We start from the raw sequence: 17189 nt of genomic DNA on the forward strand, positions 1-17189 counted from the left end.
GCTTCCGGCCAACTGACTGATCGTCACATACCGTCGGAGACCCGGATACGCCCGGCCGGCCTGAGTACCCGTACTCAGGCGCCGGACCCCTTCCCGGCCGCACCATCGAGTGCATGCTGTGGTCCGACCCGGAGAACAAACCGCCCAAGGAGCTGCGAGACGTACAGGCGATGCTGCGCCGTGCCGGTCTCGTGCTCGCCGCGGCGATGATTCTCGTGATGGCAGTCCTGAGCCTGCGCTGAACCGAGCCTGCACTGAACGAGCCTGAGCTGAACGAGCCTGCGCCGAACCGCCCCCGCACCGGTCCGGGCGCTCCGGGGTGCGGTCATACGATGGCCCCATGACTGCTCAGCGCCGGCTCGTTCTCGGTTCCGCATCGCCCGCCCGTCTCGGACTGCTCCGCAACGCCGGTCTCGACCCCGAGGTGATCGTCAGCGGCGTGGACGAGGACGCGATCAGTGCGCCCACCCCCGCCGAGCTCGCTCTCGTACTGGCCGAGGCCAAGGCGCGCTCCGTCGCCGCACGCGACACCGCGGCCGGCGCCCTCGTCATCGGCTGCGACTCCGTGCTGGAGCTGGACGGTGAGGCGCTCGGCAAGCCCGCCGACGCCGAAGAGGCCACCGCACGCTGGCTGTCGATGCGCGGCCGGGCGGGCGTCCTGCAGACCGGCCACTGCGTCATCGACACCGCGAACGGCCGCAGCGCGTCGGCCACCGCCTCCACCACGGTCCGCTTCGGCGAGCCGACGGACGCCGAGATCGCCGCGTACGTGGCGAGCGGCGAACCGCTCCATGTCGCGGGGGCGTTCACCCTCGACGGCCGCTCGGCGCCGTTCATCGACTCCATCGAGGGCGACCCCGGCAACGTCATCGGCCTCTCGCTTCCGCTGCTGCGCAAGCTGCTGGCGGGCCTCGGCGTACCCCTGACGGACCTCTGGGTCTGACGGGTCCGAACTGCGGCGGCTACCGGCCCGGTACCGGCCCGTCGGTGCAGTGCAGCGGGCCGGGCGCCGCGCCGGGAACTCCGGTCCGTACGAAGCCGAGCCAGGTGGCGCGCAGTGCGGCGCCGAGCGCGTCGACCTCGTCCCAGGGCGTGCTGCCCAGCATCGGGGCGCCCTCCCAGGCCGCCCTGCCGCCCAGCAGCAGCGGCAGTTCGACGCAGTGCGTCGCGCCGAATGCCGAGCCCGCCGGGCGCCAGTCGAGGCGGTAGGAGTGCACGCGGGCACCGGCCCGTACGAGCCGTTCGCCCAGCTCCGCGAGCGGGGCGGCGTACATCCGCGCGGTGAGTTCCGCCGGATCGCCCTCCACGCCGGGGAAGGCGGTCATGTCGTCGGCGTTCCAGCCATACAGGACGTCCAGGCCGCGGACGTTCTCCGCGAAGGCCGCACCGTTCCGGGCGAGCACGCCGTCGACCGGGCTGAACGGAGGCTCCATCGCGCTGCCCGACCTGAGCAGATGGGCCACCGCGGTCTCCCGCTGCGCCTCCAGGAGCGCCGCGTGGCCCGCCGTCGAAGGGGACTCGCCCCGCGCGGCGAGGTGGTCCGCGAAGATCCGGCCGAGCTCAGCGGCGTCGTCGCGGGACCGCTCGGTGAGCGCCAGCGGGGCGCTCTGCAGGATCGCCCGGCCGAAGAGCCCGCGGGCCTCGTCCATCTCCATGAGCAGCCGGATCGAGATCCCGCCCGCCGACTGGCCGAACACGGTGACGCTGCCGGGGTCGCCCCCGTACTCCGCGATGTGCTCCCGCACCCAGCGGAGCGCTTCGAGCTGGTCGTACAGGCCGAGGTTCCCCTCGCTGACGCCGTCGAGGCAGAGGTAACCGAGGGCTCCGACACGGTAGTTGACGCCGACGACCACCACGTCGCCCTGGGCGGCGAGCGCTCTGCCGTCGTACCAGTCCATGAGCCCGGCGCCACTGCTGAACCCGCCGCCGTGGAACCAGACCATCACGGGGCGCGCCCCGCCGTCGGCGGCCGGGGTGGTGACCGTCAGATTCAGGCAGTCCTCGCCCTGGGGGCGGCTGTCATGGGGCGGACCCATCACCGCGTCGAGCCGGGACGGCGGTTGCGGGCAGATCTCGCCGCTGGAGGGGCGGGTGTCACCCGCCGCCACGGGGCGCGGCCGCCCGAAGCGTTCGGCCGTCGCATAGCGGATGGGCCCCGTCCGGACGACCGGCTCGATGCCGGTCCGTCCTGCGTCGGCCGGTCCTGCGTCCGGTCCGGTCCGGGTCAGTCCTGCGCCGGAGCCCGTCATCTCGTACCTCCTGTATCGGTCACCGGCGGTCAGCCGGTGAGGGAGTCCGCGGCAACAGTGTCCGCCGGTTCCACCGTGGCGGGCGTGGACGTGGTGGCGTCGTCCGGGCTCTCCGCAGGGCGTGGCCGGTTCACAGGGGGCTGGTTCACGGGGGATCGATTTACGGAGGATTGATTCACGGGGGATGGGTTCACGGGGGTGACCTCTCGCTTGTTCCGTGGATCGTGGCGCCATGTGCCATGACGCACAAATGCCGATTCCGGACTCCCTCATAGCCGTTTCGGTATACCGGAAGCCTTCTCTCCAGGCCGTTTCCGGCCAGGGATCAGGTATGCCCATTTAGTTATGGCAGAACACAGGAAGTGCATTTGTCCGGCATGGCTCGGCGGATCACAGTGGGACGCATGACGGCAGATGCAGGGCGGTGGATCCGCAACTTCGTAGACGGACGGTTCGTGGACCCGGAGGACTCGGGGGCCCCGGAGGACCCCAAGGGCGCAGTCCGCGGATTCGACGCGGTGGACCCGGCCACCGGGCGGGTGTTCGCCCGGGTGCGCGAGGCGGACAGATCGCTGGTCGACCGGGCCGTACGGGGGGCCAGGCGGGCCCTCCACGACGGCTGGGCGAGTACGCCCGTCGCAGAGCGGACCGCGCTGCTGCGGCGGGCCGCCGACCGGATCGAGGCCCGCTTCGACGAGTTCGTGGCGGCCGAGGTCGCCGACACCGGCAAGCCGGTGACCCAGGCGCGGTCACTCGACGTCGCGCGGGCCGTCGCGAACTTCCGCGCCTTCGCGGACGTGGTCGCGGCGGCCGGCCAGGAATCGTTCCTCACCGATCTCCCCGGTGGCCGGCAGGCTCTCAACTACGCGGTGCGCAAGCCACTTGGGGTCGTCGCGGTCATCGTGCCGTGGAACCTGCCGCTCCTGCTGCTGACCTGGAAGGTCGCCCCGGCGCTCGCCTGCGGCAACGCGGTGGTCGTCAAGCCCAGCGAGGAGACCCCCGCCACCGCGTCCCTGCTCGCCGAGGTGCTGGCCGAAGCCGGCCTGCCCGCCGGGGTGTACAGCGTGGTCCACGGCTTCGGCGGCGACTCGGCCGGCGCGTATCTGACGTCCCATCCGGGGATCGACGGGGTGACCTTCACCGGGTCGTCCGCCACCGGCTCGCACGTGATGAAGACCGTCGCGCCGCGCGTCCGCCCGGTCTCCTTCGAACTGGGCGGCAAGAACGCCGCCATCGTCTTCGACGACGTCGACACCGACGAAGCGCTCACCGGACTGGCCAGATCCGTCTTCACCAACACCGGCCAGGTCTGCCTGTGCACCGAGCGGGTGTACGTGCAGCGCTCGGTGTTCGCGGACATCGCCGACGGCCTGACCGAACGGGCCCGCGCCCTGCGCCTCGGCTCACCGGGCGACGAGCGGACCACCACAGGACCGCTGATCTCGCAGGCCCACCGCGCCAAGGTGCTGGGCTACTTCGACCTGGCCGAGCAGGCGGGGGCGAAGGTGCTCACCGGTGGCGGCGTACCGGAGCTGGGCCCGGAACTGGCAGGCGGTTCATGGATCGAGCCGACGCTCTGGACAGGACTGACCAACGCGGACCGCCCGGTACGCGAGGAGATCTTCGGCCCGGTGGCCGCGCTGATCCCCTTCGACACCGAGGAGGAGGCCATCGCGCTCGCCAACGACACCGAGTACGGCCTCGCGGCCTCCGTCTGGACCAACGACCTGCGCCGCGGCCACCGGGTGGCCCAGGCGATGGACACCGGCATGGCCTGGGTCAACACCTGGTTCCTGCGCGATCTGCGCTCCCCCTTCGGCGGGACCGGGCTCTCCGGCATCGGCCGGGAGGGCGGCGCGTCCTCGATGCACTTCTACACCGAGCCCACGAATGTGTGTGTGCAGCTGTGAACGATCACCCCTCCCCCTCCGGAACAGGCGGTCCCGCCGCCGGAACAGCCGCCGCGCCCTCCGCGCGGATCGGCTCCGCGGTCGCGCGGCTCACCGAAGCCGCCGCCACCCGCACCCCGTGCGCACCCGTCAGGGAGTTCATCGGCAGTACGGATCTGAACGCCGCCTATGAGGTGCAGCGGCGGCTCGCCGAAGCCAGGAGCGCCGCCGGCGCACGGGTCACCGGCGCCAAGATCGGGCTCACCGCCCCCGTCGTACAGCAGCAGTTCGGCGTGTTCCAGCCGGACTTCGGGGTGCTCTTCGACGACATGGTGTACGCCCATACCGAGCCACTGCCGCTCGGCCGGTTCCTCCAGCCGCGCGCCGAGGGCGAGATCGCCTTCGTGCTCGGCAAGGACATCGACCGGCCGGGCGCGGGCGTCGCGGACGTCCTGCGGGCGACCGAGTTCGTGCTCCCCGCCATCGAGATAGTGGACTCCCGTATCGCCGGCTGGGACCTGTCCATCGCCGACACCGTGGCGGACAACGCCTCCAGCGGCGCGGTGGTCCTCGGCACCACCCCGTACTCACTGACCGGCCTCGACCTCGCCCGGGTCGGGATGACGCTCCAGCGGGACGGCGAGCCGGTCGCGTTCGGCGCCGGGCACGCCTGCCTCGGCTCACCGGTCGTCGCGGTGGCCTGGCTGGCGCGCGAACTCGTCGAGCGGGGAAGGCCGTTGCGCGAGGGCGACGTGATCATGTCCGGCGCGCTCGGGCCGATGGTGCCGGTCACCGGGCCCGGCCGGTTCCGGCTCGCACTGGACGGCCTCGGCGAGGTCGAGGCCGTCATCGAGGAGGCGGCCGCGACCGCCGGCGAGGAGAAGACCCAGTGAGCACATCGGCATCAGCGTCCCCTTCCGTCCCGGTCGCCGTCATCGGCTCCGGAAACATCGGGACCGACCTCATGATCAAGGTGCTGCGGCTGTCGAAGACGCTGCGCATGGGTGCGATGGCGGGCATCGACCCGGCGTCGGACGGCCTCGCGCGCGCCGCACGGCTCAAGGTCGCCACCACCCACCGGGGCGTCGAAGGACTGGTGGAGATGGCGGAGTTCGCCGACATCAAGGTGATCTTCGACGCCACATCGGCCGGTGCCCATGTCCGTAATGTCGAACTCGCCCGTGCGCACGGGAAGTTGATGGTGGATCTGACACCTGCGGCGCTCGGCCCCTTCGTGGTGCCCCCGGTCAATCTCGACGAGCACCTGGACGCGCCGGACGTCAACATGGTGACCTGCGGCGGGCAGGCGACCATCCCGGTCGTCGCGGCGGTCTCCCGCATCGCCCCGGTCGCGTACGGCGAGATCGTCGCCTCCATCGCGTCCCGTTCGGCGGGCCCCGGTACCCGCGCCAACATCGACGAGTTCACCGAGACCACCAGCGAGGCCATCCGGGTGGTCGGCGGCGCCGCGGTGGGCAAGGCGATCATCGTGCTCAACCCGGCGGAGCCGCCGCTCGCCATGCGCGACACGGTGCACTGCCTGGTCGAAGGAGCGGTGCCGGCCGGCGTACGGGAGCGGATCGCCGCCTCCGTACGGGAGATGGCCGACGCGGTACGCGCGTACGTGCCCGGCTACCGGCTCAAGCAGGACGTGCAGTTCGAGGACATCACCGACGTCCTGGTTCCGGCGCTCGGGCGGCGGGTCACCGGGGTCCGGGTCTCGGTGTTCCTGGAGGTCGTCGGCGCGGGCCACTACCTGCCCGATTACGCAGGCAACCTCGACATCATGACCTCCGCCGCGGTCCGCACGGCCGAGAAGATCGCCGCACTCCGAGGATGGGTGACCGCATGAAGCTCTACGTCCAGGATGTGACCCTCCGCGACGGAATGCACGCGATGGGGCACCTGTACACCGTCGACCAGGTGCGCCGGATCGTCGGTGCGCTGGACCGGGCCGGGGTTGCCGCCATCGAGGTCGCGCACGGCGACGGGCTCGGCGGGTCGAGCGCCACCTACGGCTTCGGCGCGCACACCGACGAGGAGTGGATCGAGGCCGCCGCCGACGTGCTGGTCCACGCCAAGCTCACCACCCTGTTGCTGCCCGGCATCGGCACCATCGAGCACCTGCGCCGGGCGCACGCGCTGGGCGTACGGAGCGTGCGCGTCGCCACCCACTGCACGGAGGCCGATGTCGCCGCCCAGCACATCGCCTGGGCGCGCGAGCACGGGATGGACGTCTCGGGATTCCTGATGATGAGCCACCTCAACTCCCCCGAAGGCCTGGCCGCACAGGCCGCGCTGATGGAGTCGTACGGCGCGCACTGCGTGTACGTGACGGACTCCGGTGGCCGGCTGACCATGCGGGACGTCGCCGCCCGGGTCGACGCGTACCGCGAGGTGCTCGACCCGTCCACCGAGATCGGCATCCACGCCCACGAGAACCTCTCCCTCTCCGTCGCCAACAGCGTCACTGCGGTGGAGCACGGCGCACGCCGGGTCGATGTGGCGCTGGCGGGCCAGGGCGCGGGGGCGGGCAACTGCCCGGCGGAGTCGCTCGTCGCGGTCGCGGACCTGATGGGCTGGGAGCACGGCTGTGACCTGTTCGCGCTCCAGGACGCGGCCGACGACATCGTCCGGCCGATGCGCAGCCGCCCGGTGCAGGTCGACCGGGAGACCCTGACTCTCGGGTACGCGGGCGTCTACTCCAGCTTCCTGCTGCACGCCGGGCGCGCGGCCGAGCGGTACGGGCTCGACACCCGGCAGATCCTTCTTGAGGCCGGCCGCCGGCAGCTGGTCGGCGGCCAGGAGGACCTGATCGTGGACATCGCACTGGACCTGGCCGCGCGGCGCGGGTCCCTGACGGACGGGAGCGGCCAGTGACCGCGGAAGAGACCACCACCGGCCCCGGGTCACTCGACGCGGCCACCGTGGACGGGCTGGCGGCGCGGCTCGACGCGGCGCAGACGTCCCGGACCGACACCCCGAGCCTCGCCGGCACGCACGCCTTCGGCATCGACGACGCGTACGCGGTCCAGGCGGCGCTGCTGGCCCGCAGGCAGGCGCGCGGTGAGCACATCACGGGGGTGAAGCTGGGCTTCACCAGCAAGGCCAAGATGGCCCAGATGGGCGTGTCGGACGTGATCGTCGGCCGGCTGACCGACGCGATGCGGATCGCGGACGGCGACGATGTGGCCCTGGACCACTTCATCCATCCGAAGGCCGAGCCCGAGGTCGCGTACCGGCTCTGCCGCGATGTCGATCCGGACGACCCGCTGACGGACATCGAGTCCTGTGTGGACGCGATGGCCCCGGCGATCGAGATCATCGACTCCCGGTACCGGGACTTCCGCTTCACCTACGGCGATGTCGTCGCGGACAACACGTCGGCGGCCGGCTATGTGATCGGCCCCTGGCGACCGTTCGGCGAAGCGGCCAACCGCGCGGTCCTGCTGCGTACCGGCACGGCCGAGGTGACCGGTTCGACGGCGGCCGTCCTCGGCGACCCGGTGCACGCGCTGCACGCACTGCTCGACATGTGCCGCCGCCGGAACATCCCGCTGCGGGCCGGCCACGTCGTGCTCGCGGGCGCGGCGACGGCGGCGGTCCCACTGGCGGCGGGCGTGACCACGTGCGACGTGGCCGGGCTCGGCTCCGTGTCGCTCAAGGCCGTGTCGCCCAAGACCCGGTCGCCGAAGCCCCGGTCACCGAAGTCCGTGTCGCCGGAGTCCGTGTCGCCGGAGGGAGCACGATGAGCGGCGCACAGGTGATCGCACAGGTGATCAAGGGGCGGGCCACCCCGCGCGGCAGGTTCCCGCACGTGAAGGTCGTAGGCGATGTGGTCTATGTGTCGGGCACCAGCTCGCGCAGGCCGGACAACACCTTCGTGGGCGCCGAGGCCGACGAACTGGGCACCACTCGCCTCGACATCAGGGCGCAGACCCGCGCCGTGATCGAGAACATCCGGGCCATCCTCGCCGAGGTGGGCGCGGAGCTGGCGGACATCGCCCAGCTCACCACGTATCTGGTCTCCATGAACGACTTCGGCGGCTACAACGAGGTCTACGGCGAGTACTTCGACGAGCAGGGCCCGACCCGGACCACGGTGGCGGTGCACCAGCTGCCGCACCCCCATCTGCTGATAGAGATCCAGGCCGTAGCCCATCTGCCCCACCCCGCAGAGACACCCGGCCCGCACCGCACAGACTCACACAGCACAGATGCACACAGCACGGAGGTGCTCTCATGACCGCCATCCCCCCGGTCATCGATTTCCAGGGCTGGATCACCGAGCACGAGCACCTGCTCAAGCCCCCGGTGAACAACAGGGCCATGTCGCTCGGCGAGGACTTCATCGTCCAGATCGTCGGCGGCCCCAACGAGCGGGCCGACTACCACCTCGACCCGTACGAGGAGTGGTTCTACCAGGTCAAGGGCGATATGCACGTCAACGTCATGACCGAGGACGGCCCGCGGACCGTGCACATCAAGGAGGGCGAGGCGTGGCTGCTGCCCGGCAGCCTCCCGCACTCCCCGCAGCGGCCCGACGCGGACTCGATCGGTCTGGTCATCGAGCGGGTACGCGAAGAGGGGACCCTGGAGCGGTTCCAGTGGTACTGCCCGGAGTGCGCGGCCCTCGTCCACGAGACCGAACTCCAGGTCCGGGACATCGTCGCCGATCTGCCGCCGGTGTTCGCCGAGTTCTACGACAACGAGAAGGCCCGGAGCTGTCCGCAGTGCGGCGCTCTCCACCCCGGGAAGGGCTGACCGTGGACCGTACGATCGACATCCACACCCACTACGTGCCGCGAGGCTGGCCGGACCTGACGGCCGACGCCGGGCCGGACGCGCCGTGGCTGCGGATCGAGTCCGAGGCCGAAGCCATGATCATGATGGGCACCCGGGAGTTCCGCCGGGTCCAGCGGGACTGCTGGGACGCGGAGACCCGGCTGCGCGACATGGACGCGGACGGCGTACGGGCCCAGGTGGTCTCCCCCACTCCGGCGTTCTTCCAGTACGGCCGCAGCGGCGCCGAGGCCACCAGGATCGCGCGGATCTTCAACGATCTGGCCCTGGAGATCGTCGCCCCCGCGCCCGACCGGCTGATCCCGTTCTGCCAGGTGCCGCTGCAGGACACCGACGCGGCCTGCCGTGAGGTGGAGCGCAGCGTCGCCAACGGCCACCGGGGGGTGGAGATCGGCAACCATGTCGGCGATCTCGACCTGGACAGCGAAGGTGTGGTGACCTTCCTCCAGCACTGTGCCTCGCTGGATGTGCCGGTCTTCGTACACCCCTGGGACATGGCCAGCTCGCCCCGGCTCGACCGCTGGATGGCTCAGTGGCTCACCGCGATGCCGGCGGAGACCCATCTGTCGATCCTCGCGCTGATCCTGGGCGGGGTCTTCGACCGGATCGACGACCGGCTGAAGATCTGCTTCGCGCACGGCGGCGGGTCGTTCGCCTTCTGGCTGGGCCGGATGGAGAACGCGTGGCACGGCCGCCACGACGTCATCGGCACCTCGCAGTTCCCGCCGTCGCACTACCTCGGCCGGTTCTCCGTGGACTCGGTGGTCTTCGACGACCGCGCGCTGCGGCTGCTCGTCGACACGGTCGGCGCCGACCGGGTGATGGTGGGCAGCGACTACCCGTACCCACTGGGCGAACGCCCCGTCGGCGACGTCGTCCGCAAGAGCGGCTTCCTCACCGAAGCGGACCGCGCGCTGATCACCCACGGCAACGCGGAGCGCTTCCTGGGAACAGCCCGCTGAGAGCCGGATCGGCTCAGCCGACAGCGGGCCCAGCCGACGGCATGGCCAGCCGGACCCGCGCGCGGCTGGGACCGGGGATCAGCTCATGCCGGAGCTGTCGCCGCCGGCGCCCTGCGGGGCCATGCCGGCGGCGACCTCCTCCAGGCCCCGGATCAGCGCCCGCGCGGAGGGACTCGGCGTACGGGCGGCGGGCAGGGTCAGTCCGACGCTGTGCCCGATCGGCTCCAGCGGGACACCGAGGCGGACGATCCTGGGGTCGTCGCGGGTGATCAGGCCGGGCAGCGCCGCCACCACATCGGTCTCCAACAAGAGTTGGCGCACCGTCAGGAACGAGGTGGTCTCCACCCGGTTCATCGGCAGGGCGATCCCGTGCCGGGCGAAGAACTCCTCGATCTCCCGGCGCAGCGCGGTCTCGGCGCCCGGCAGGATCCACGGATAGTGCGCCAGCTCCGCGAGGTCCACCGTCCGCTGCCGGGCGAGCGCGTGCGAGGCCCTGACGACCAGCTCGACCGACTCGTCGTACAGCTTGCGGCGCACGGTGCGCTCGTCGGACGGTACGGTCAGCCGCCCCACGATGAAGTCGATGCGCCCGGCGTCCAGTTCGAGGAGCAGCGCCTCGGGTGACGCCTCCCGGACGACCACGGTGAGGTAGGGGCGCTCCTTCTTGACCGCGGCGATGGCGCGCGGGAGCAGCACGTTCGAACCGGCGAGGTGGGTGCCGACGATCACCGTGCCGCGGTCGGCGTCGGCCAGCTCGACCACATGGCGGCCCGCCTGCGCCAACTCGGCGAGCACGGTGCGGGCGTGGGCGGTGAAGGCCTCGCCGAAGACGGTCGCGGTGACACCGCGGGGGCCGCGCTCGAAGAGCGGCACACCGAGGATGTCCTCCAGCTCGTGCAGGCTGCGGGTCGCCGCCGGCTGTGTCACATGCAGTTCGGCGGCGGCGCCGACCACGCTGCCCCGGCGGGAGAGCGCGTCGACGAGAACCAGATGACGGAACTTCAGCCGGCCGTCGAGCAGGCGGGGAATCTTCACCCGGCCGACCCTAGGGCCTTCGGGGCAGCGTTCGCCCGTCGGACATATGGCGGTGTCAGACAGCCGCGGGGGCGCCTCCGGACACGTCCGGCTCGCCTCCGGCCGCCTCCGGTTCCGGGCGGTCCCTGTCGTACGCCACCAGGGTCAGGACGATCAGCCCGAGCACCACGATCATCACGACGAAGGCCGGCCAGCCGACCAGGCCCCAGGTGAGCGCGCCCAGGACGCCGTGCACCACGGCGCAGGTGACCAGCAGGATCCGGCCGAAGCGGCCGGGCGCCCGGTCCGTGATCCCGGCGCGCAGCGGGAAGAACGCACAGAGCAGCAGATAGGCGCCGAAGACACCCCCGGCCACCCAGGAGCCGGTGCTTATCGCGCTCGGTTCCAGGCCCGCCATGGACATGTTCTGGTTGTCGGCGACCTTGCCGAGTATCAGGTTCACGAAGGCGATCCCGAACGCCTCAAGGAAGAGGACGATCGCAGCCACCAAGGCCACCGGCCTGCGCGCCATGAGCCACCCCCAGTCAGATGCCAGTCGGATCCGGTCGGACCCCGGTCGAATCCGGTTCGGATCCGGGTCGAATCCGGTTCGGACCCCAGCTGGATCCGGGTCGAATCCGAGTCGAGTCCCTGTCAGATTCCGCTTGTTACCGCAAGTATGTGCGACACCGCGCAGGCTACTAACGGGTAGTCGCCGGGACAAGGGGTCTGAACGGTCCGAACGGGCGGCAAAAGAATCACCCGTCCGTTCGTAGGGACCCCACAAAGAAACGCGAGCCGCAGCGGTCCCGACTGACAGAGACCTAACCCGCATGGCGGGGCTACTGTGGGTTCTGAGAACCCTCCGTACCGTGGTGTGACAAGGGAATTCGCGGCACTGCCGAAGCTCGTGTCACACCGCGTGTGGGGAAGCTCACCTATGGGGACAGGTCGAAACGCGGTGTCGGCAGTCCCTAAACTCAGCTTGTTTCAGCGAACTCTTCGGCACGATGACCTGCCGAGTAAACCCGGCTCGGGTGCGAGCGGGGAAGACACAGCAAGGAGGGAGCCATCGTGCACAAGGTGCTCATCGCCAACCGTGGCGAGATCGCTGTCCGTGTCGCACGGGCCTGCCGGGACGCCGGGATCACGAGCGTAGCCGTCTACGCCGAGCCCGACCGGGACGCACCGCACGTACGCGCGGCCGACGAGGCGTTCGCCCTGGGCGGTGACACCCCGGGCACCAGCTACCTGGACATGGGCAAGGTCCTGCAGGCCGCGAAGGACTCGGGCGCCGACGCCATCCACCCCGGATACGGCTTCCTCTCCGAGAACGCCGAATTCGCCCAGGCCGTCCTCGACGCGGACCTCACCTGGATCGGCCCCCCGCCCCAGGCCATCCGCGACCTCGGCGACAAGGTCGCCGCCCGCCACATCGCGCAGCGCGCCGGCGCACCCCTGGTCGCCGGCACCCCGGACCCGGTCGAAGGCTCCGCCGAAGTCGTGGCGTTCGCCCAGGAGAACGGGCTGCCGATCGCGATCAAGGCGGCCTTCGGCGGCGGCGGGCGCGGCCTCAAAGTCGCCCGCACCCTCGAAGAGATCCCCGAGCTCTACGACTCCGCCGTACGCGAGGCCGTCGCCGCGTTCGGGCGCGGTGAGTGTTTCGTCGAGCGCTACCTCGACAAGCCCCGGCACGTGGAGACCCAGTGCCTGGCCGACCAGCACGGCAACGTCGTCGTCGTGTCCACCCGTGACTGCTCCCTCCAGCGCCGCCACCAGAAGCTCGTCGAGGAAGCCCCCGCCCCGTTCCTGAGCCAGGCGCAGAACGCCGAGCTGTACGCGGCGTCCAAGGCGATCCTCAAGGAGGCCGGTTACGTCGGCGCGGGCACCGTGGAGTTCCTGGTCGGCGTCGACGGCACGATCTCCTTCCTGGAGGTCAACACCCGCCTCCAGGTCGAGCACCCCGTCACCGAAGAGGTCTCGGGCATCGACCTGGTCCGTGAGATGTTCCGTATCGCCGACGGCGAGGAACTCGGCTACGACGACCCGAAGCTGCGCGGTCACTCCTTCGAGTTCCGTATCAACGGCGAAGACCCCGGCCGCGGGTTCCTGCCCGCCCCCGGCACCGTCACCACCTTCGCCCCGCCGACCGGCCCCGGTGTCCGCCTCGACGCGGGCGTCGAGTCCGGCTCGGTGATCGGCCCCGCCTGGGACTCCCTCCTCGCCAAGCTCATCGTCACCGGCGCCACCCGCCAGCAGGCCCTCCAGCGCGCCGCCCGCGCACTGGAGGAGTTCACCGTCGAGGGCATGGCCACCGCCATCCCCTTCCACCGCGCGGTCGTCGCCGACCCCGCCTTCACCTCCGACCCGTTCCGTATCCACACCCGGTGGATCGAGACCGAGTTCGTCAACGAGATCCCGCCCTTCGCCCCCGCCGGCGGCGACACGGACGAGGACGAAGCGGGACGCGAGACGATCGTCGTCGAGGTCGGCGGCAAGCGCCTGGAAGTCTCCCTGCCCTCCTCGCTGGGTATGACCCTGGCCCGCACCGGTCTGGCCGCGGGCGCCAAGCCCAAGCGCCGGGCCGCGAAGAAGGCCGGCTCCGCCGCGTCCGGCGACTCCCTCGCCTCCCCCATGCAGGGCACCATCGTCAAGGTCGCCGTCGAAGAAGGCCAGGAAGTCAAGGAAGGCGACCTCGTCGTCGTCCTCGAAGCGATGAAGATGGAACAGCCCCTCAACGCCCACCGCTCCGGCACCATCAAGAGCCTCACCGCCGAAATCGGCGCCTCCGTCTCCTCCGGCGCCACGATCTGCGAAATCAAGGACTGACGCAGACAGGACCGACGCGGACAGGACCGGCCGGCCACGGAAGTGGCCGGCCAACAGCTACGGAGCGAGCCCCCGGCCGGACACACACCGGCCGGGGGCTCGCTCCGTGTACGGGCTTGCAAAGCCCTGGCGTCGGCAGCCTCTAGCGCCGGCGCATGTCGGCCACCCGCGCCTGCTGTTGCTGCTCGGCGAGCGAGACCGCGCTGCGCAGCGGCTGCGGCCCCGGTCCGCCCGGGTGCGTACGCCGCTGCCCGGGGAGCGGCATGTCCCTGCGGGGCGGTCGCCCGGCAGGGGTGGTCTCACCGCCCGCTCCGGAGCCCGCGCCACCTCCCGGCCCGGCCACCGCGATCTGCACGCCCTGGTCGGCCAGCGCCTGCAACTCCGTTGCCGCACGGTCGTCCTGGGCGGACGGCTCGTCGGTGACCAGCCGGGTGATCACATCCGTCGGCACGGTCTGGAACATGGTGTCGGTGCCCAGCTTGGTGTGGTCCGCGAGGACGACGACCTCCGCGGCGGCCTGGACCAGCGCCCGGTCGACGCTGGCCGAGAGCATGTTGGAGGTGGAAAGGCCGCGCTCGGCGGTCAGCCCGCTGCCGGAGAGGAAGGCGCGGGAGACCCGCAGCCCCTGGAGGGACTGCTCGGCTCCGCTTCCCACCAGCGCGTAGTTGGACCCGCGCAGCGTGCCACCGGTCATCACCACCTCGACCCGGTTGGCATGGGCCAACGCCTGGGCCACCAGGAGGGAGTTGGTGACCACCGTCAGTCCGGGGACGCGTGCGAGCCGGCGGGCCAGCTCCTGTGTGGTCGTCCCCGCGCCCACCACGATGGCTTCGCCTTCTTCGACGAGCCCGGCGGCGAGATCGGCGATGGCCGTCTTCTCGGCGGTCGCGAGATGGGATTTCTGCGGAAAGCCGGACTCTCGCGTAAAACCACCCGGCAGTACCGCACCGCCATGGCGGCGGTCGAGGAGTCCTTCTGCCTCCAGTGCCCGCACGTCCCGCCGTACGGTCACTTCGGAGGTCTGGACGACACGGGCGAGCTCACGGAGCGACACGGCCCCGTTGGCACGCACCATTTCAAGGATCAATTGGCGACGTTCAGCAGCGAACACGAAACAGACAGTAACCTGACCGGCCGATAGTTCTCAGCACTTTGCGCCGAAAAACAGAAGTTGCGCACAGATGGGGTCAGCAAGTGGTATAAGGGGCGCGGTCGCCGGCCGACCGACCACCGGCGCCCCTCGCGTCAGGCCTCGCCGGCCATCTTCCGGGTGTGCAACTGCCGTGCCACTTCGGCGATCGAGCCGGAGAGCGACGGGTACACGGTGAAGGCGTTCGCGATCTGCTCCACCGTCAGGTTGTTGTCGACCGCGATCGAGATCGGGTGGATCAGCTCGCTGGCCCGCGGGGACACGACCACCCCGCCGACCACGATGCCGGTACCGGGACGGCAGAAGATCTTGACGAAGCCGTCCCTGATGCCCTGCATCTTGGCGCGCGGGTTGCGCAGCAGCGGCAGCTTGACGGCCCGCGCCTCGATCTTGCCCGAGTCGACGTCGGCCTGGGTGTAACCGACGGTGGCGATCTCCGGGTCGGTGAAGACGTTGGAGGAGACCGTCTTGAGGTTCAGCGGCTGCACCGCGTCACCGAGGAAGTGGTACATCGCGATGCGGCCCTGCATGGCCGCGACCGAGGCGAGAGCGAAGATCCCGGTGACGTCACCGGCCGCGTAGACGCCGGGGGCACTCGTACGGGAGACCTTGTCGGTCCAGATGTGGCCGGACTCCTTGAGCCGGACCCCGGCCTCGTCCAGGCCCATGCCCGCGCTGTTGGGGATGGCGCCGACCGCCATCAGGCAGTGCGTGCCGGAGATGACCCGGCCGTCGGCCAGGGTGACCTCGACCCGGTCCCCCACCCTCTTGGCGGCGGCGGCGCGCGAGCGGGCCATCACGTTCATGCCCCGGCGGCGGAACACGTCCTCCAGGACCGCGGCGGCGTCCGGGTCCTCGCCGGGGAGCACCCGGTCACGGCTGGAGACGAGCGTGACGCGCGAGCCGAGCGCCTGGTAGGCGCCCGCGAACTCGGCGCCGGTGACACCGGACCCGACCACGATGAGCTCCTCGGGGAGCTCGTCCAGGTCGTACACCTGCGTCCAGTTCAGGATGCGCTCGCCGTCCGGCTGCGCGTCCGGGATCTCCCGGGGGTGGCCGCCGGTCGCGAGCAGGACCGCGTCGGCCGTCAGCGTCTCCTCGGTGCCGTCCGCGGCGGTGACGACCACCTGGCGGGAGCCGTCCATCGCCTGCTGCCCGACGAGCCGGCCGCGGCCGCGCATCACCCGGGCGCCGGCCCTGGTGACCGATGCGGTGATGTCGTGGGACTGGGCGAGCGCGAGCCGCTTGACCCGCCGGTTCACCTTGCCGAGGTCCACGCCGACCACCCGGGCCGCCTGTTCCAGCGGCGGGGTGTCGTCGGCGACGATGATGCCCAACTCCTCGTACGAAGAGTCGAAGGTCGTCATCACCTCGGCCGTGGCGATCAGAGTCTTGGAGGGCACGCAGTCGGTGAGCACGGATGCCCCGCCGAGACCGTCGCAGTCGACGACGGTCACCTCCGCGCCGAGCTGGGCGCCCACCAGGGCAGCCTCATATCCGCCAGGTCCGCCGCCGATGATCACGATCCGGGTCACGAAAAATCCGCCTCGCGTTGTCACCCCGGCCGCACTGCCGCCCCGGCCGGGGGTCCGGGGGGTGCCCCCGGGGAATGCAGTACGTGCCTCATTGTCCCGCACTCTTCAAGATGCTTCACCCCCGGGGGCACCCCGGCCCGTCGGACGCGCCCGGGGGTGCCCTTCCGGCCGGCTGTCGCGGCGAAGTGACCCGGCCCCGAAATGCCACTGTCGTACCCTCGACAGCATGTCGCTCTACGCCGCGTACGCCGGCAACCTCGACGCGCGGCTGATGAGTCGCCGCGCTCCGCACTCCCCCCTGCGCGGCACCGGCTGGCTCAACGGCTGGCGGCTGACCTTCGGCGGGGAGCAGATGGGCTGGGAGGGCGCGCTCGCCACGCTGGTGGAGGCCCCGCGCTCGCAGGTCTTCGTCGCCGTGTACGACATCGCCCCGATGGACCAGGACTCGATGGACCGCTGGGAGGGCGTCGGCCTCGACATATACCGGCGGATGCGGGTCCGGGTGGACACCCTGGAGGGTGAGGAGCCCGCCTGGATCTACGTACTGAACGGGTACGAGGGCGGGCTGCCGTCGGCGCGGTACCTGGGCGAGCTGGCCGACGCGGCCGAGTCCGCCGGCGCGCCGCACGACTATGTGATGGAGCTCCGCAAGCGCCCCTGCTGAGGGCCGCGGGGCCGCCCCGCACGGGCTCCCACCCGGCTCTCACCTGGCGCCCGCCGGGCGTCCGCCGGGCATTCGCGGGCTGTCCGCCGGGCAT

17 protein-coding genes are annotated in these 17189 nt (G+C 71.2%); 12 read left to right on the top strand and 5 right to left on the bottom strand.

What is annotated here, in order from left to right; all coding sequences use genetic code 11:
- The first annotated feature begins 113 nt into the window (after window positions 1-113).
- Window positions 114-242, top strand: coding sequence for a morphogenic membrane protein MmpB (gene mmpB, locus OG385_RS10125; RefSeq protein WP_266853824.1), 129 nt, complete (start codon window positions 114-116; stop codon window positions 240-242).
- Between the two features lie 98 nt (window positions 243-340).
- Window positions 341-943 carry a nucleoside triphosphate pyrophosphatase gene (locus tag OG385_RS10130; protein WP_266853826.1) on the top strand — a complete coding sequence of 201 codons (603 nt, stop codon included), beginning with the start codon at window positions 341-343 and terminating at the stop codon, window positions 941-943.
- Window positions 944-962: 19 nt separating this feature from the next.
- Here the strand turns inward: OG385_RS10130 and OG385_RS10135 are convergent, their stop codons facing one another.
- Entirely contained in the window at window positions 963-2249 is a 1287-nt protein-coding gene (locus OG385_RS10135) for a carboxylesterase family protein (RefSeq protein WP_266853828.1), read from the bottom strand.
- A gap of 404 nt (window positions 2250-2653) precedes the next feature.
- Between OG385_RS10135 and OG385_RS10140 the strand changes: the two genes are divergently transcribed.
- Genes OG385_RS10140 through OG385_RS10175 form a run of 8 tightly spaced genes read left to right on the top strand, consistent with a single transcriptional unit; the run spans window position 2654 to window position 9903 of the window.
- Window positions 2654-4159 carry a 2-hydroxymuconic semialdehyde dehydrogenase gene (locus tag OG385_RS10140; RefSeq protein ID WP_266853830.1) on the top strand — a complete coding sequence of 502 codons (1506 nt, stop codon included), beginning with the start codon at window positions 2654-2656 and terminating at the stop codon, window positions 4157-4159.
- Complete coding sequence (locus OG385_RS10145) at window positions 4156-5031, top strand: 2-keto-4-pentenoate hydratase (RefSeq protein ID WP_266853832.1); 876 nt, start codon at window positions 4156-4158, stop codon at window positions 5029-5031. The genes OG385_RS10140 and OG385_RS10145 overlap by 4 nt, the downstream gene beginning before the upstream one ends.
- Entirely contained in the window at window positions 5028-5990 is a 963-nt protein-coding gene (locus OG385_RS10150) for an acetaldehyde dehydrogenase (acetylating) (RefSeq protein ID WP_266853834.1), read from the top strand. Before OG385_RS10145 ends, OG385_RS10150 begins: the two co-directional genes overlap by 4 nt.
- Window positions 5987-7018 (top strand): 4-hydroxy-2-oxovalerate aldolase, encoded by a 1032-nt coding sequence (gene dmpG / locus OG385_RS10155; RefSeq protein ID WP_266853835.1) that lies wholly within the window; start codon window positions 5987-5989, stop codon window positions 7016-7018. The genes OG385_RS10150 and dmpG overlap by 4 nt, the downstream gene beginning before the upstream one ends.
- Window positions 7015-7890, top strand: coding sequence for a 2-keto-4-pentenoate hydratase (locus tag OG385_RS10160; protein WP_266853837.1), 876 nt, complete (start codon window positions 7015-7017; stop codon window positions 7888-7890). The genes dmpG and OG385_RS10160 overlap by 4 nt, the downstream gene beginning before the upstream one ends.
- Window positions 7887-8384 (top strand): RidA family protein, encoded by a 498-nt coding sequence (locus OG385_RS10165; protein ID WP_266853839.1) that lies wholly within the window; start codon window positions 7887-7889, stop codon window positions 8382-8384. The genes OG385_RS10160 and OG385_RS10165 overlap by 4 nt, the downstream gene beginning before the upstream one ends.
- Entirely contained in the window at window positions 8381-8902 is a 522-nt protein-coding gene (locus OG385_RS10170; RefSeq protein WP_266853840.1) for a 3-hydroxyanthranilate 3,4-dioxygenase, read from the top strand. The genes OG385_RS10165 and OG385_RS10170 overlap by 4 nt, the downstream gene beginning before the upstream one ends.
- Window positions 8903-8904: 2 nt before the next feature.
- Window positions 8905-9903, top strand: coding sequence for an amidohydrolase family protein (locus OG385_RS10175; protein ID WP_266853842.1), 999 nt, complete (start codon window positions 8905-8907; stop codon window positions 9901-9903).
- A 78-nt stretch (window positions 9904-9981) separates the two neighbouring features.
- Here the strand turns inward: OG385_RS10175 and OG385_RS10180 are convergent, their stop codons facing one another.
- Together OG385_RS10180 and OG385_RS10185 are read right to left on the bottom strand one after the other, a co-directional pair.
- Window positions 9982-10938, bottom strand: a complete 957-nt coding sequence (locus tag OG385_RS10180) for a LysR substrate-binding domain-containing protein (protein ID WP_266853844.1) — start codon at window positions 10936-10938, stop codon at window positions 9982-9984.
- A gap of 55 nt (window positions 10939-10993) precedes the next feature.
- Window positions 10994-11449 carry a hypothetical protein gene (locus tag OG385_RS10185; RefSeq protein WP_266853845.1) on the bottom strand — a complete coding sequence of 152 codons (456 nt, stop codon included), beginning with the start codon at window positions 11447-11449 and terminating at the stop codon, window positions 10994-10996.
- A 542-nt stretch (window positions 11450-11991) separates the two neighbouring features.
- On the opposite strand from OG385_RS10185, the gene OG385_RS10190 reads away from it, so the two are divergent.
- Window positions 11992-13746 carry a biotin carboxylase N-terminal domain-containing protein gene (locus OG385_RS10190; protein ID WP_266853847.1) on the top strand — a complete coding sequence of 585 codons (1755 nt, stop codon included), beginning with the start codon at window positions 11992-11994 and terminating at the stop codon, window positions 13744-13746.
- Between the two features lie 142 nt (window positions 13747-13888).
- On the opposite strand, the gene OG385_RS10195 is transcribed toward OG385_RS10190, so the two are convergent.
- Together OG385_RS10195 and OG385_RS10200 are read right to left on the bottom strand one after the other, a co-directional pair.
- On the bottom strand, window positions 13889-14857 hold the full coding sequence (locus OG385_RS10195) for a DeoR/GlpR family DNA-binding transcription regulator (protein ID WP_266853849.1): 969 nt from the start codon (window positions 14855-14857) through the stop codon (window positions 13889-13891).
- A 134-nt stretch (window positions 14858-14991) separates the two neighbouring features.
- Window positions 14992-16431 (bottom strand): NAD(P)H-quinone dehydrogenase, encoded by a 1440-nt coding sequence (locus tag OG385_RS10200; protein WP_266853851.1) that lies wholly within the window; start codon window positions 16429-16431, stop codon window positions 14992-14994.
- Between the two features lie 226 nt (window positions 16432-16657).
- On the opposite strand from OG385_RS10200, the gene OG385_RS10205 reads away from it, so the two are divergent.
- A complete protein-coding gene (locus tag OG385_RS10205) occupies window positions 16658-17095 on the top strand; it encodes a gamma-glutamylcyclotransferase (RefSeq protein WP_266853853.1) in 438 nt (145 codons plus the stop codon).
- Window positions 17096-17189: the final 94 nt, after the last annotated feature.

This window comes from Streptomyces sp. NBC_01306, assembly GCF_026340465.1.
Lineage (GTDB): Bacteria > Actinomycetota > Actinomycetes > Streptomycetales > Streptomycetaceae > Streptomyces.

Bases quoted from the DNA above. Each gene is read 5' to 3' on its own strand.
- mmpB (WP_266853824.1), top strand. From the start codon at position 114: ATGCTGTGGTCCGACCCGGAGAACAAACCGCCCAAGGAGCTGCGAGAC.
- OG385_RS10130 (WP_266853826.1), top strand. From the start codon at position 341: ATGACTGCTCAGCGCCGGCTCGTTCTCGGTTCCGCATCGCCCGCCCGT.
- OG385_RS10135 (WP_266853828.1), bottom strand. From the start codon at position 2,249: ATGACGGGCTCCGGCGCAGGACTGACCCGGACCGGACCGGACGCAGGA.
- OG385_RS10140 (WP_266853830.1), top strand. From the start codon at position 2,654: ATGACGGCAGATGCAGGGCGGTGGATCCGCAACTTCGTAGACGGACGG.
- dmpG (WP_266853835.1), top strand. From the start codon at position 5,987: ATGAAGCTCTACGTCCAGGATGTGACCCTCCGCGACGGAATGCACGCG.
- OG385_RS10165 (WP_266853839.1), top strand. From the start codon at position 7,887: ATGAGCGGCGCACAGGTGATCGCACAGGTGATCAAGGGGCGGGCCACC.
- OG385_RS10170 (WP_266853840.1), top strand. From the start codon at position 8,381: ATGACCGCCATCCCCCCGGTCATCGATTTCCAGGGCTGGATCACCGAG.
- OG385_RS10185 (WP_266853845.1), bottom strand. From the start codon at position 11,449: ATGGCGCGCAGGCCGGTGGCCTTGGTGGCTGCGATCGTCCTCTTCCTT.
- OG385_RS10205 (WP_266853853.1), top strand. From the start codon at position 16,658: ATGTCGCTCTACGCCGCGTACGCCGGCAACCTCGACGCGCGGCTGATG.